Origin of the sequence: Aromatoleum toluolicum, assembly GCF_012911005.2 — a bacterium.
Classification (GTDB): domain Bacteria; phylum Pseudomonadota; class Gammaproteobacteria; order Burkholderiales; family Rhodocyclaceae; genus Aromatoleum; species Aromatoleum toluolicum.
On sequence record NZ_WTVS01000020.1, the window covers coordinates 1 to 13353 of the forward strand.

The following is a 13353-nucleotide window of genomic DNA, read 5'->3' on the forward strand; positions in this document are numbered from 1 at the left end:
CCTCCCCTTCGACCAGCCATACGCCGGGCCCTTTGCCCGGATCGAAGATCGCGCCGATCGGTACCTGCAGCGACGGCACGGAGCGGTCCCGGGGGATGTGGATCGAGATGGTCGAGCCCAGCGGCGCGTCCGCCAGGGGGCCCTCCAGCACGTAGCGCGCCTCGAAGGTGCGCGTCTGCGGGTTGGCGGCATCCGACAACTGGCGCAGTTTTGCGGCGCCCGTCAGCCCGCTGCCATACAAGGCCGCGCGCGCCGCGGAGCCGATCGCCGGGCGCATGGTTTCGGGGAACTCGACGACCGCCTCGCGGCGCCCGGCATGCGCCACGCGGGCGACAACCTGACCTGCACCGACGACCTGGCCCGGCTCCGCCAGGGTCTCCACCACCACGCCGTCCGCGTCGGCGAGCAGGACCGTGTAGCCGGTTTCGTTGCGGGCAACGTCGGCTTGGGCCTGGGCCGCCTTAAGCTCCGCCCGTGCCGAGTCGGCGGCGGCCTTGATCTTGTCGTAAGTAGAGGCCGACACCGCACCCGCCGAGACGAGGTCGCGGTATCGCGCCTCATCCTCCGCGGTCTGGCGCGCGCGCGCCGTGGCGGCGGCAACCGCTTCGTCGTGGGCCCGCGTGGCGAGCTTCAGGTCGGTGGGGTCGATGCGCATGAGCGGCTGGCCGCGCTTGACGGCCTGTCCGGTATCGACCAGGCGCTCCAGGACCTTGCCGGGAACGCGGAAACCCAGGTCGCTCTGTACCCGCGCCGCCACGATGCCGGTGAATGAACGCTCGGCCTCGACGGCAGCCTGTATGGCCCCCACGCGCACCAGGGGAATCTGCGTCCGCGGATCGATTGAAGAAGTGGCGTCGCTGCATGCTGCCAGGGCCAAGGGCAGGAGTCCGACGACGGCGAGGAAGGGAATAGTACGGCGCTGAAGCATGGCGACCTCCGGGGATGCGAAGGCCTCCATACTCCATCTAGTGACTATTAGTGTCAATAGTCACTATCGTAATTCTCGAACCGGCTAAGGGGCCAGGCTGCGCAGCACCAGATTGGAAAGCTGCGCCGGGGCCTCCTCGGCAACATCGAGGTTGTACTGGAGCAGGAGCGGGTTCACATAGGGCTGCATGACCAGATCGATGGCATGCACGGTCTCGTCCAGCGGCGTCTTGCGCTCGAACTCGCCGCTCTCCCGCCCTTCGCGGACGATCTCCGTCAGGATCTGCCGAATACGCTCACAGTAGGCGCGGGCCGACGGCCACCCCTCACCCGCGGAATACGCGGCGATGTCGTACAGCTTGCGATCGTTGAAGAACAGACTCACCCCGGTCGAGACCAAGGTCTTGAACATTCGGCGGAGTTTTTCCGTGGGCGTGGCTGCGCCCGCCACCGCCTCTTCGACCGCTGCGACGATGGCGCACAAGGTCTTGGCGCAAATGGCCTCGCCGATGGCCTGCTTGGAATCGAAGAACTTGTAGATATAGGCCTTCGAAAAACCGATCGCCTTGGCCAGGTCGGAGACCGTGGTCTTCTCGTAGCCGTAGTGGCTGAAGTGCTCGCCCGCCGCCTCCACGATCTGGTCTCGGACATTGTGGTCGGCGGGGCCGCGCGATGCGGGGGCGGAAGACGGGGTTTGGCTCATGAAAAAACAATACCTCACATGCCCTATCTTTTCAACTAGTGACTATTTCAGTTGACAGTCACACACGAGTGACTATTATGGCATTTAGTCACCCCAGTTCAACTCACGAAGGACCCTCATGCTCGCCCACCCCCGCTCTCTCGCCCTTGTTCTGAGCGTCGGCGTCTTGACGGGCTGCGCCGTCGGCCCCGCCTACCGGCCGCCCGAGATCGCGCTGTCCTCCACCTTCCTCGGACAAGAAGGTGTCGATCACCGGCAGGTTCAGCACACGGCAGACCTCCAGGTCTGGTGGGCCGCCTTCGATGATCGCCTGCTGACGCAATTCGTCTCCCTGGCCCTGGAACAGAACCTGGACCTCGCGCAAGCGGCGGCACGTGTCGCCCAGTCGCGCGCATCACTGCGCTACGCCGATGCGGCGCTACTTCCGGCGGCCAGCGTGAGTGCAAGCGCTGCGAGAGCCTACCAGTCGGTCGAGACCCCGCTGGGGCAGGTGCTCGACGCCACGCCCGGCTTCGATCGCAGCGGCAGCGCCTACGAGGCCAACCTCGGTGCGAGCTGGGAGATCGACGTGTTCGGCGGTCTGCGACGGGGGCGGGAGGCCGCACGCGCGGAGTACGAAGCATCCGAAGCCGGCGCGGTGGCGACGCGGCTGGCCGTGGCCGCGCAGACCGCGGACGTGTACGTCACGATCCGGGGCTTGCAAGCGCGCATCGCGATCGCCAGACAGCAGGTGGAGACCCGCCGTCAGCTGCTCGCCCTGGTCAAGCTCCAGTACGAGAAGGGGATCGCCGCCGAGCTCCAGCTGAACCAGGCCGAGGGTTCGCTCACCCAGGCCGAGGCGCAGATCCCGGTCCTGGAAGCCGGTCTCGATTCGGCGATGAACGCGCTGGACGTGCTGCTCGGGGTGCAGCCGGGCACCTGGCGCACGGAGCTGGCCGCAGTGGCGCCGGTCCCGCTCGCGCCGGGCCTGGCCGGGACCGGCACCCCGGCCGAGATGATTCGGCGCCGGCCCGATCTCATCGTCGCCGAACGGCGCCTGGCGGCGGCCAATGCCCGCATCGGCGTGGCGATCTCCGAGTACTACCCCAAGTTCTCGCTCGCCGCCCTGCTGGGCAGCGCCACCGCGATCGCCAGCGACAACCTCTTCACCGGGGCCGCGAGCCAGGCGCAGGGCGTCCTCGGACTGCGCTGGCGCCTGTTCGACTTCGGCCGCGTCGACGCGCAGATCGCCGCCGCGCGCGGCGCGGAGGCCGCAGCCCTAGCGACCTGGCGGCTGGCCGTGTTGCGGGCGACCGAGGATGTCGAGAACACCTTCTCCGCCCTCGTCAAACGCGAGGCGCAGGTCGGCATCCTGACGCGGGGTGAATCCTCACTCGCCCGTGCGCGCGAGAACTCGTTTGCCGCCTACCAGGGCGGCGTCGTCAGCCTGATCGAGGTGCTCGATGCCGACAGCAATCTCCTGCAGGCGCGCGACGCGAAGGCACAGGCGCAAACCGAGGTTGCGCGCGCCGCCATTGCCTCCTTCCGGGCATTGGGGGGCGGATGGGATGCGCCGCATGCAGGCAGCGACCGCCTCTACCGCGACCTTTCCACCAACGACCTCTCCATCAACGACCGCAGGTAAGCAAAATGGCCACAACAAACCATTCATGGGTGCTCATCACGGGCGCATCGAGCGGCTTCGGCGAGGAGTTCGCCCGCCAATATGCCGGGCAAGGCCACTCGCTGGTCCTGGTGGCGCGCCGGCTGGACCGGCTTCAAGCACTCGCCGAGGCCCTGCGCCGGCAGTACCGCATCGAGATCGTGGTGGAGCAAGTCGATCTCTCGGACATTGCCGCGGTCACCCAACTGCATCGGCGCCTCCACGAGCGAGGCATTGCGATCGACATCCTGATCAACAACGCCGGCCATGGACTGCAGGGGCCGTTCGTGGAAAGCCAGCTGGACGCGGCGCTGGCGATGGTGCAGCTGGATGTGGCGAGCCTGACCGCGGTCACCCATGTCTTTGCGCAGGACATGCGGGCGCGGCGACGCGGGAAGATCCTGCTGGTCGCGAGCCTGCTGGCCTACCAGGGCGTGCAGAACTTCGCCGTCTATGCCGCCGCCAAGGCCTACGTATTGCGTCTGGGCGAGGCGCTTCATCGCGAGTTCAAGCGCGATGGCGTCACGGTGACGGTGCTTTGCCCGGGCGTGTCGGACACCGGCTTCGCCACCGCGGCGCAGATGAAGATCACGCCCGCTTTGAAGCCCCTGATGATGCGGCCGGCCCCCGTCGTGCGCGCCGGTATCCGCGCCTTGCAGGCCGGACGCATCAGCGTCGTGCCGGGCTGGGCGAACAAAGCCCTCGTGATCCTCACGTGGGCGACGCCACGCTGGCTGCACCAGGCGTTCTTGTCGCGCGCGATGAACGGATGACGCGCATTTCCCCCGCCGATTGCTTCCCCCAACAGGAGACTCATCATGAAATCGATTCTGGCCTTGTCCGGCATCGCCCTCGTCCTTTCCGCCCACACCGCACTGGCCGATGTCGGTCGCCCACTGGACCCGCACGAGCAGGCGCGGCAGTCGATACTGGGCGTGACACAGCATGCAGCAGCCATCCGCGACACAACGGCAACCGTGGCGCTGGCGCCGACGGATCCGCATGAACTCGCGCGTCAGCGAATTGCCGCGTCGGCCGTGACAGACGTCCCGTCCCGATCCACACCCGCGACGGAATCGCAGCCCGCGATCGACCCACACGAACACGCGCGCCGCTCGATTCTGGGAAGCTCCGGTGAGTAGCGGAACCAGCTCCATACCCATACATCAAGGGCTTGATTTCATGACACCACCAACCGAGACGATGAATCCCGACGAAACGCTTGCCCGCTGGCGGGCCGAGGAAGCGGCCGTGCGCGCCCGCCTCCAGACGGCTCCCGGCGTAGCCTCACCCGCCCAGGTCGCCGGGCGCAGCGGATTGCAGATATTCCAGGCACTCCTCGCCGGCGAGATCCCGCCTCCGCCGATGGCGGTCACGCTCGACTTCACCCTGCTTCGCATCGAGCCCGGATTCGCGGTTTTCCAGGGACGACCGGGCCTCACGCACTACAACCCGATGGGCACGGTGCACGGCGGCTGGTTCGCGACCCTGCTCGACAGCGCCATGGGATGCGCCGTGCATTCCACGCTGCCGGCGGGCAAGGCCTACACGACCCTGGAACTGAAGCTCAACCTCGTCCGCGCAATCACCGACGCGGTTCCGCTGGTCCGTGCGGAAGGCCGCCTCGTTCACGGCGGCCGCCAGGTCGCGACCGCGGAAGGCCGCCTTGTCGGACCGGACGGCAAGCTCTATGCCCATGCGAGCACAACTTGCCTGGTATTCGACCAGGCCTTGCGATGACTCTTCAGCAACTGCGCCGACACGCCATCGAACAGCGCCTTCGCGCCGGCACACTCAGCACCCTTGATCGACGCCGGGACTGCCGCGCTCGGCCAGCAATTGCCGGGGCTTCTACTCGTTGATAATTCGTACGTTCCGCAGCCTCTTGATGCACCTCCCCCACGTGGTGCGCGTGCGCATCGCAGTTCAATCCAGGATCCCCAGCAGCCGCGCGCGATCGACGGCATGCCGGCGGTTCGCGGCGTTGAGCTTGGCCAGCAGGTTCCGCATATGCCACTTGATCGTCTCGGGCCCGACGTCGAGGATGTTCGCGATTTCCTTGTTCGTGCGGCCATGGGCAAGCGCGGCGAGGATTTCCATTTCGCGCGCAGACAGCTGGGCGGGGCGCTGATTGCCGGTGGCGGTTCTCGGTGCAGCGGACTTGGGCACCCAGCCGACGCGGCAACGCTCGGTGACGCGTTCGATGAAGGCGGGAGATACGCCGGCGGCGTCACCACAGCCCGAGCGGTCGAGTTCCGGCAAGACGTCGAGTGCCGCCGGCCAGTCGTCGGCGAGCACGCGCACGAGACCGAAGGATTCCGCGAGGCTCAGCGCTTCGGCGAGCAGACGCGGTCCTTCGTCGTCGTCGCGAAGGCTGCTTGCACGCACGATGCGCAATGCAATCTGATCGCGACCGCGCCGCAGCCGTGCCGCGATCTCGGCAGCCTGATCCAGCCCGGCGCATGCGACGCTGTCATCATGTTCGAGCAAGGCGACGCGCGCCGCCGCGGTCTCGCGGATCAGCCGCAATTCCGCCTCGAGCCCGCGATCGTCACGCGTGGGGTCGGTGACGATCGCGTCCAGCCCATTCATCAGCATCCGGCACGACATGAGCCGGTTGCGGATCGCGTGCTGGCGGACCTGTTCGCCGAGGCTCGCGGCGACGAGGCGCGGCTGGCCGCGCAGTTCGCCGATCGCGGCCAGGCTGTTGAGCGCGTCGAAGGCTTTGCCTTCGCTGCCCTTCTGGCTCTCGTAGCGCGCGAGCGTCAGGTAGGCGAGGATCACCGCGTCCGGTAGCGCAGCCTGCTCGATCAGGTCGAGGCGATTCGCGAGCAGCGCGCGCGCCTCGTCCTCGGCGCCGAGCTCCCAGTGCGCGGCGGCGAGCCCTGCGGCGTGGATCGCGGCCGGCATCGAACGCCATCCCGTCACGCTTTCGGCGCGTTCAAGCGCGGCGCCGAAGACGCCTGCGGCTTCCTTCGCCTGACCTTCGATCAGATAGCTGAGGCCGACCGCGAACGCGCCGTAGATCGAATCGTAGAAACTGCGCGCCACACGGCCGTGGCCGTCGGAGATCTGCTGGTAGTAGCGCGCGCGCTCGGGAAAACCGCTGTGGATCGCGATGAAGGACAGCGTGTTGCAGTAGAGCGGACCGAGCGCGGGGTCGTAGGTGTCGATGCAGCCGCGCGCGCGCTGGTAGTCGTCGCAATGGATCGCCGCGGCCGAACGCACGATGTTCGCCTGCAGCACCACCTCGGGCGTCACCCCGGGCCGCGCGAGGATCACGTCGGTGAGCCGTTCCGCGTCCTGCGGCCGGTAGCACAGCGCGCACGCCCACGCTGCGGTGAGCTGGATGCCCTCGCGCCGCGCGATCTCCTCCGGCGGAAGGCGATCCAGCCACGCGAGCACCTCGACGATGCGTCCCTGCACACCGAGGTAGCGCACGCGTTTCTCGATCCAGTCCATTGCCTCGGCGCGCAGTCCGCCGAGGAAGGCGTGCTCGGCGGCGTGCTCGAGCATGTGGTGCGCCGCGAACCATTGGGCGGCCTTCGCATGCAGGGCGGTGCGTTCGCCGGCCGGCAGCTCCGCGGCGAGACTTGCGAGGTACTCGCGGAACAGCGGATGCATGCGATAGACGTCCCCGCCATCGACGGATGTCACCAGCCCGGTCTGCTGCTCGAGCCGGGCGAGAATCTCGGCCGCCTCGACGCCGCCCCCGAACGCCGCGCACAGCCCCGGGTGCAAGGTTTCGAGCAGGGACGCGCGGACGAGCATCGCGACCGCGCGTTCGTCGAGACTTTCGAGCACGAATTGCGAGAAATAGCGCGCCACGTCCCCCGTCGCGCCGGACAGGCTCGCCACCGTACCGGCGATGTCGCTGCGCCGGGCCATCGCCGAAGTCACGATCTGCAGCGCCATCGGCCAGCCTTCGGTGCGCTCGTGCAGGCGCGCGCAGGTCTCGATGTCGACCTCGTCGCCGAGCCGCCGGCGCAGGAAGGCGACCGTGTCCTCGAGCCGCAACCGCAGGTCCTCGGTGACGAACTGGGTGTAGAGCCCGTGCGCGCGGAGTTCCTCGACCGGGAACGGCGGGTCGGTCCGCGAGCTGACGACGACGTGGAAGTTCGGCGGCGCGTTCGTGACGAGGTAGTAGATGAAGTCGATCGCGTCGCGGTCGGCGAGCTGGTGCAGGTCGTCGATCAGGAGCCAGGTCGGGCGAGCGAGCTCGTGCATCTGCACGAGCAGCTCGCTCGCGGCCCACAACTCCGCACCTGCCTGCCCCACCTGGTTGAATGCGCGGGTGGGCAATTCGAGCCCGAGCGCGGTGATCAACGACGCGATGACCGCGGGCGCGACCACCGACCTGTCGTCGCTGGCCTCGATCGTCAGCCACGCGACGGCGGCGCCAGGCGCGAGGAGTTCGCGGCGCAGTTGCACGAGCAGCGACGTCTTCCCGAAGCCCGCGAGCGAAGTCACGGCCACGAGCGGCTGCTCGACGGCCTCGCGCAGCCGCGCGATCAGCCGCGGCGGGGCCACTGCCTGGCGCGCGGAATGCGGGGGCATCGTCTTGAGGGCGAGACGATACGGGACGTCGGGAGCAGTCTTCTTCATCGGCCTTCGGGACGCTTCGGGGGCGGATTCTAGCGGACGGTCGGAGTGCCGGCAGCCCTCGGCTCGTCGGCGCGCACCGTCTCGCGCGCCCGGAAGTGCTCGACTGCGAGCTTGAACTCCGCGATCGATTCGGCGCTGACCTTCGTGCCGCATTCGTAGCAGGTGTCGTTGATGCGGTCGAACCAGCGGCAGCCGCATTGCTCGCACGCGAGCTCGGGCGCGCCGGCGGGATTGTGGAAGATCATCGGCAGGCTCCGAGGAAGGCGAGGCCGAGCGTATCGAGGAATTCCTCGTAGCCCGCGTCCTGAAGTTCGAATTTCGTGCGCAGCACGAAGAACATGATATGCCCCTGCCGGATCAGTCGTTTGATCAGCGACAAGGTGTCGCCGGCGAGGCTCGCGCGCATCGCTTCAAGCGCGGCGTCGTCGGCGACGAAGAGCAGATCGACGCGCGCTTCCTGGAAGCCCGGATAGCGCATGACGCCGGCCGACATGCCGTTGCCGTCGTTGGTCCATTTCAACATCGGCACCTCGCCCGCGGCTTCGACCAGTCCGGCGACGTGCTTGCCCGGCTGGATCCCCGAGCCGCTCCGCGGCACGAAGCCGACCGACGAACCTTCGACCATGTCGGTGAAGAGCACGCTGTACCGGTCGAGCATGGCCTGCCATGGCGCGAGCTCGCCGAAGGGGTCCTCGGCGGTAGCGAGTTCATCGGCTTCCATTTCAATCTGCATGTTTGCCTCCGTCAGTTTCCCGCCGGATGCCATCGGCGGGCATGGAAAGGGATTCGGGCGCGATCTCCGGCACCGGCTGGCAGTAGCGCCCGAGACGGTCACGGATGTCGGCCGGGATCGGCACCGATTTCATGGTCTCGAGGTCCAGCGTGACGAGCGTCTGCCTGGCCCGCAGGCGCAGTTCCTCGCCAACCCGTCCCTGCACGTCGAGACCGATGGAGCGCCCGCCGATGCGGGTGACGGTGAGCCCGAGCACCAATGTGTCGCCCAGCGTGCTCGGCCGCGTGAAGGTGCAGTCCATGCGCACCGTCGGAATTCCGAGCCGCCGCCTCATGATCATGTCCGCGAATGACGTGCCGAGCCCGTCCGTCAGCCAGTCCTCGACAAGCCCGTTGAGGAGCACGAAGTACTGCGGATAGAACACGATCCCCGCGGGATCGCAATGCGCGAAGCGCACAAGCACCTCGCGCTCGAACATCGCCGGGCGCGCCGGAGCGGATGCTTTCGCTCCGACGTCGCCGACGAACGCAATCGCATTGCTGAGGTCTGTCATCGTCGTGTCTCCTGTGCGCGTGGTCATGGGCTCAATGTATCCACGCGCCGCTGCAGGCGCCCCCCCCACCCGGTATGGCTCAGCTCGTCACGGCGTCTTCGTGAAATCCGGCTTGCGCTTCTCCTGGAAGGCGCTGATGCCCTCGCGTGCCGCGGCCGTGCAGGCGCTGTCGCCCCATGCCAGGTAGCCGATCTCCAGCGCATCCTCGAACGTCGGCGCGGCGGCGGCGGCCTCCACGGCCCGCTCGAGAATGCCGATGACTTCGGCACTGAGCGGCTGACCGCTGGCGGCGACCGGGGCGATGGGGTCGAGCCGCGCGATCTGTACGGCGCCGTCAGGGATGCCCCCCACCTTGCCGTCCAGCGCCTTCACCCGCGCGACGGCCGCCTGGATGAGTTCGGGATAGTCGCGGGCGAGCCCGTCGACGACGCCCAGCTCGAACGCCTTCGTCGCCTTCAGGCGCTCGGCCCGGCGCAGCATGCCGTGGAACTCGGCCGACGCCTGCGGCCAGCGACGGTAGGGCACGACCATCGCGCCGATGCCGTGGACGATGCCGAGCGTGATTTCGGGCATCTGCATCCATGCGTTCGCCAGCGCGACGATGCCGTGGCAGCGCATCGCCAGCTCGAAGCCGCCGCCCAGCGCCATGCCGTTGATCGCGGCGACGACCGGCTTCTTCATGCGGTCGAGGTGCACGAGCAAGCGCGAACAGTCGCGGGCGTACTGCGCGGAGGCCGGCGCGTCGCCGAGCATGTTCACGAAGCGCCCGATGTCGCCGCCGGCGCAGAAGGCGCGATTGCCGTAGCCGACGAGGACGAAGCCGGCCACGGCTGGATCCTGCTCGAAGCGCCGAATGACGGACAGGATCTCGTCGGTCAATTCGTCGTGGAGCGCGTTCAGGGCTTCGGGGCGGCGCAGCGTGATGACCTTGACGTCGCCGATGTCGTCAACGAGCACATGGCGCAGGAAGCCCTGGTAATCCCCGAGCGGCTTCCGGGCGCCCGGCATCCCGCGCCGCTCGTCGCAGAAGCGCGCGAGCATGCGACCGGCGTCGGTGTCGCCCAGGTCGCGCATCAGTTCCAGCGGCCCCTTCTTGAACCCGAGCGCCTGACGGCAGCCGAAATCGAGGTCGGCCGGCTCGCCGATGTCCCGGTCGAGGATGTCCACCGTCTGCGAGAACAGCACGCCGAGAAGACGCTCACGCACCGTCACCGCGGTGTCGTCCGCGACCTTGACGGGCTTGCCGGGGGGCACCGTCAGCCAGCGGTCGACCGAGCGGAACACCGGCGCCGGCTGGTAATGCTCGCCTTCGAGTTCGGCTTGCAGCGTGTTCGTCTCGGTGATGATCGGGTTGCCGTTGGCGAGGTTCAGCACGAAGAACGGCCCCGCATGCACGAACTCGCCCGCGACGCTGTCAATCTCGGCCGCGGTCGCGCGGTCGAGCAGCAATCCGGACTCGTTGCACCAGTTGTCGAAGATGCGATCCAGCATGAAGCACGCGACGTCGTCGGTGACGAGCGGAACCTTGCCGGTCGTGCAGAAGGCCCAGCGCAGGTATTCGACGACGGCCGGGTCGGTGCGCCCCCAGCGGACGACCTCGACGACCGGGTTGCGCCAAGCCGGCGCGAAGAAGTGCGTGACGGTCGCGCGCTCGGGGTGTTTCAAGTCGGAAAAGATCTGCGCGGCCGGCAGCGAGCTCGTGTTCGACGTGATCAACGCGTCCGCGCGGACCACCGCCTCCACGTCGGCGAAGATGCGCCGTTTCAACGCGAGGTTCTCGGTGGCCGCCTCGAGCACCCAGTCGGCCTCCGCGAGGTCGCGATAATCGAGCGTGCCGACGACCCCGGCCGTGGCCGCCGCGGCTTCGGCCTCGCTCATCTTCCCTTTCGCGACTGCTTTCGCCGCGTAATCGGCGAAGCGCTGCAAGGCACGGTCGAGTGCCGCCTGGGCGACGTCGACGAGGATCAGCTTCAAATCCGGCAGCGCGCTCTTCAGGTAATAGCCGATATCCGGACCGATCGTGCCGGCACCGATTATTGCGACGGTGCGCGGCAGCGGACGCTGCGGCGTGGCGAGCAGAGGATTGGCGAAACGGGTGACCATCAGGGAGCCTCCTTCGGTAGTCTCAAGCGGCGAGCCGTCGGTGCGGCGCGCATCCTTATCGGTCGGCCATACGGCACCGGCCGGCGAACTCCTCTGGGGCACCCGTTCAGGGCGATCGGCGCAGTCCTGCCGCCGTTTGTCTTTTTATGTATACAGTATCCAGTGTATTCATGAAAAAAAGCAACCGCTTCCGGGGCCGCATGACACGGGGCCGTGACACGATCGACAGCTACTTTCAGGAAGACGATGGAGATTTCATCGCAGCGCCGGGCGATTCCACCCCACGCCGCAGCGTATCCACCATGGCCGCGGCGATCTCGTCGGGAGAGCGCCGGCCCTGGCGGTACCAGACGTGAATCCAGTTGAGAAAACTCAGGAGCATCAGCCGCAGCAGGCTGCGGTCGGCATGCGGTGCGAGCGGCAACTCATCGATGAGCCCGCGGTAGACGTTCTCGTAGGCTTCGCGCATCGGCCGGATCTTTGCAAAGAGTTCCGCGTTGCCCGTCATTGCGAGGCTGTGGCCGGTGACGCGGTCGATGTAGGTGCCGCTGGTGATCGCCGCGATGTGGACCTGGCAAACGCGGGTGAGTCGCTCCCATGGATTGCTCGCACTGGTCAACGCCTCGGCGACGGCGGCCATCAGGCGTCGGAAGCCTTCCCCGTGCACGGCGAGATAGAGCTCATCCTTCGACGCGAAATAGTGGTAGATCGACCCGGGCAAAAGACCGACCCGGCTGGCGATGTCACGAATGGAAGTGCTGTCGTAGCCCTGCTCCGCAAAGAGCGCCGCCGCCGCGTCGAGGATCACCTGACGACGGTCGAGCGGCTCGCCGACCGTGGCGGCGTCACCGGCCACGAGCTGCGCGGCGACAGCCCCCCGCTCCAGCAATCCGCGCTGCGTATCGGTAAGCGCCCCGACGCCCTCGCGGGACGACTGCGCGATCATCCGCAATCGCTTCACGGCGGTCTCGAGGTCGTGCTTCTGCCATATGTAACGCACCCCCGACGGGGAAATGGCAAATCCCTCCCGCCGCAGGCGCGCGGAGACCGCGGCCTGGCCCAGCCCGGGCTCCTCCCGCGCGAGGCGGAGGATCGCGGCCTCGACGTCCGGGCCGCGGCGCTCTTCTTCATGGCAGGCATCCAGGCTCATGCGCGTCACCCGATTGATTGGATATCCATCATAGCCAAGCCGTCGCCGTGGCGGCAAACTGCTGCAACGGCTTCCAGCGTCGGCGGACTTCGATCGCCGGATCCGAGAATTCCCGGCGGAAGCTTATCCCCGTCCGATGACGCAAAGAACACTTTACACCCTAAAAAATACTGTATACAGTACACATTAACTCGAAAGCCGCTGCAAACAACGAACATCAAAGGCTCCAGAAAAATGGTCTCCACGCTTCAGCCCGTCGAACGCCCCCTCGCTCTCGGAGAACGGGTCTATCACACCTTGCGCGATCACCTTCGAAGCGGTCAGATCGTCGCCGGCCAGCCGCTGCAGGAAGTCCAGCTCGCCGAAAAGCTCGGCGTCTCGCGCACCCCCGTACGCGAAGCGCTGCGGCGCCTCGCAAGCGAAGGACTGCTCGTCTCCGACAACCGCAGCTTCGTCGTGCCGTCGCTGACGCTGCAGGACGTCAACGACATCTACGAGATCCGCTTCCTCATCGAACCGGCCGCAATCCGCAGCATCGCACCACTGACGCGCTCGCCCGAGCTCCGCCGTGGCATCGAGGACGCGCTCGCGGCAATCGTACGCGCCCACAAGGCCGGGGACGCCGCAGCCTTCCGTGAAGCGACGATCTGCTTCCGTGCGGCATGGCTCGCCCTGGTGCCGAATCCGCGGCTCGTGCGGATCGTCGAACAGTACGCCGACCACATGCAGCGCATCCGCACGCTGACGCTCGATGATCCCGAGATCCGCACGATCGTGCTGCGCGGCCTGAATCGCATCTCGTCCGCGCTGGCCGCCGGTGACGGCGACACTGCTGCCACGGCCATGCTCGAACATCTGGTCGAGGCGAAGCGGGCGTTCATCGCCGCCGTCGGCCTCAACGAAGACGGCCCGGCCTGATCCTGCCAGCCGGCTGTTC

Annotated in this window: 13 protein-coding genes; 5 read left to right on the forward strand and 8 right to left on the reverse strand. The window is 67.5% G+C overall.

All coding sequences use genetic code 11. The annotated features are described in order from the left end of the window. Both GPA27_RS10985 and GPA27_RS10990 read right to left on the reverse strand, forming a co-directional pair. On the reverse strand, positions 1 to 928 hold a 928-nt coding region (locus GPA27_RS10985), incomplete at its 3' end, for an efflux RND transporter periplasmic adaptor subunit (RefSeq protein WP_169140401.1). Between the two features lie 84 nt (positions 929 to 1012). Continuing rightward, positions 1013 to 1630: a TetR/AcrR family transcriptional regulator gene (locus tag GPA27_RS10990; protein WP_169140403.1), complete on the reverse strand. Its 618-nt coding sequence runs from the start codon at positions 1628 to 1630 to the stop codon at positions 1013 to 1015. A 118-nt stretch (positions 1631 to 1748) separates the two neighbouring features. Here GPA27_RS10990 and GPA27_RS10995 point away from each other — a divergent pair, with 118 nt between their 5' ends. Genes GPA27_RS10995 through GPA27_RS11010 form a run of 4 tightly spaced genes read left to right on the forward strand, consistent with a single transcriptional unit; the run spans position 1749 to position 5012 of the window. Continuing rightward, positions 1749 to 3254 (forward strand): efflux transporter outer membrane subunit, encoded by a 1506-nt coding sequence (locus tag GPA27_RS10995; protein WP_169140405.1) that lies wholly within the window; start codon positions 1749 to 1751, stop codon positions 3252 to 3254. Between the two features lie 29 nt (positions 3255 to 3283). Next, positions 3284 to 4045 carry an SDR family NAD(P)-dependent oxidoreductase gene (locus GPA27_RS11000; RefSeq protein ID WP_256222899.1) on the forward strand — a complete coding sequence of 254 codons (762 nt, stop codon included), beginning with the start codon at positions 3284 to 3286 and terminating at the stop codon, positions 4043 to 4045. Positions 4046 to 4090: 45 nt separating this feature from the next. Continuing rightward, the gene (locus GPA27_RS11005) at positions 4091 to 4414 is read left to right on the forward strand and encodes a hypothetical protein (RefSeq protein WP_169140409.1); all 324 of its coding nucleotides are present in this window, start codon (positions 4091 to 4093) and stop codon (positions 4412 to 4414) included. 40 nt (positions 4415 to 4454) lie between these two features. Next, positions 4455 to 5012, forward strand: a complete 558-nt coding sequence (locus GPA27_RS11010; protein WP_169140411.1) for a PaaI family thioesterase — start codon at positions 4455 to 4457, stop codon at positions 5010 to 5012. Positions 5013 to 5198: 186 nt separating this feature from the next. Here GPA27_RS11010 and GPA27_RS11015 read toward each other — a convergent pair whose 3' ends face one another. The 6 genes from GPA27_RS11015 to GPA27_RS11040 all read right to left on the reverse strand — a co-directional run bounded on the left by GPA27_RS11015 (position 5199) and on the right by GPA27_RS11040 (position 12416). Then, positions 5199 to 7877, reverse strand: a complete 2679-nt coding sequence (locus GPA27_RS11015; RefSeq protein WP_169140413.1) for a LuxR C-terminal-related transcriptional regulator — start codon at positions 7875 to 7877, stop codon at positions 5199 to 5201. Positions 7878 to 7906: 29 nt separating this feature from the next. Beyond that, positions 7907 to 8122: a cysteine protease gene (locus GPA27_RS11020; protein WP_169140415.1), complete on the reverse strand. Its 216-nt coding sequence runs from the start codon at positions 8120 to 8122 to the stop codon at positions 7907 to 7909. Continuing rightward, the gene (locus GPA27_RS11025; RefSeq protein ID WP_076600614.1) at positions 8119 to 8610 is read right to left on the reverse strand and encodes a hypothetical protein; all 492 of its coding nucleotides are present in this window, start codon (positions 8608 to 8610) and stop codon (positions 8119 to 8121) included. The genes GPA27_RS11020 and GPA27_RS11025 overlap by 4 nt, the downstream gene beginning before the upstream one ends. Further along, a complete protein-coding gene (locus GPA27_RS11030) occupies positions 8600 to 9163 on the reverse strand; it encodes an acyl-CoA thioesterase (RefSeq protein WP_244551589.1) in 564 nt (187 codons plus the stop codon). Before GPA27_RS11030 ends, GPA27_RS11025 begins: the two co-directional genes overlap by 11 nt. Positions 9164 to 9250: 87 nt before the next feature. After that, a complete protein-coding gene (locus GPA27_RS11035; protein ID WP_169140417.1) occupies positions 9251 to 11266 on the reverse strand; it encodes a 3-hydroxyacyl-CoA dehydrogenase/enoyl-CoA hydratase family protein in 2016 nt (671 codons plus the stop codon). Between the two features lie 235 nt (positions 11267 to 11501). Next, a complete protein-coding gene (locus GPA27_RS11040; protein WP_076600612.1) occupies positions 11502 to 12416 on the reverse strand; it encodes a TetR/AcrR family transcriptional regulator in 915 nt (304 codons plus the stop codon). Positions 12417 to 12650: 234 nt separating this feature from the next. On the opposite strand from GPA27_RS11040, the gene GPA27_RS11045 reads away from it, so the two are divergent. Then, on the forward strand, positions 12651 to 13334 hold the full coding sequence (locus GPA27_RS11045) for a GntR family transcriptional regulator (RefSeq protein WP_076600611.1): 684 nt from the start codon (positions 12651 to 12653) through the stop codon (positions 13332 to 13334). The last annotated feature ends 19 nt before the right edge of the window (positions 13335 to 13353 follow it).

Bases quoted from the DNA above. Each gene is read 5' to 3' on its own strand.
- GPA27_RS11005 (WP_169140409.1), top strand. From the start codon at position 4,091: ATGAAATCGATTCTGGCCTTGTCCGGCATCGCCCTCGTCCTTTCCGCC.
- GPA27_RS11020 (WP_169140415.1), bottom strand. From the start codon at position 8,122: ATGATCTTCCACAATCCCGCCGGCGCGCCCGAGCTCGCGTGCGAGCAA.
- GPA27_RS11045 (WP_076600611.1), top strand. From the start codon at position 12,651: ATGGTCTCCACGCTTCAGCCCGTCGAACGCCCCCTCGCTCTCGGAGAA.
- GPA27_RS11015 (WP_169140413.1), bottom strand. From the start codon at position 7,877: ATGAAGAAGACTGCTCCCGACGTCCCGTATCGTCTCGCCCTCAAGACG.
- GPA27_RS11010 (WP_169140411.1), top strand. From the start codon at position 4,455: ATGACACCACCAACCGAGACGATGAATCCCGACGAAACGCTTGCCCGC.
- GPA27_RS11035 (WP_169140417.1), bottom strand. From the start codon at position 11,266: ATGGTCACCCGTTTCGCCAATCCTCTGCTCGCCACGCCGCAGCGTCCG.
- GPA27_RS11040 (WP_076600612.1), bottom strand. From the start codon at position 12,416: ATGAGCCTGGATGCCTGCCATGAAGAAGAGCGCCGCGGCCCGGACGTC.
- GPA27_RS11030 (WP_244551589.1), bottom strand. From the start codon at position 9,163: ATGACAGACCTCAGCAATGCGATTGCGTTCGTCGGCGACGTCGGAGCG.
- GPA27_RS10990 (WP_169140403.1), bottom strand. From the start codon at position 1,630: ATGAGCCAAACCCCGTCTTCCGCCCCCGCATCGCGCGGCCCCGCCGAC.
- GPA27_RS11025 (WP_076600614.1), bottom strand. From the start codon at position 8,610: ATGCAGATTGAAATGGAAGCCGATGAACTCGCTACCGCCGAGGACCCC.
- GPA27_RS10995 (WP_169140405.1), top strand. From the start codon at position 1,749: ATGCTCGCCCACCCCCGCTCTCTCGCCCTTGTTCTGAGCGTCGGCGTC.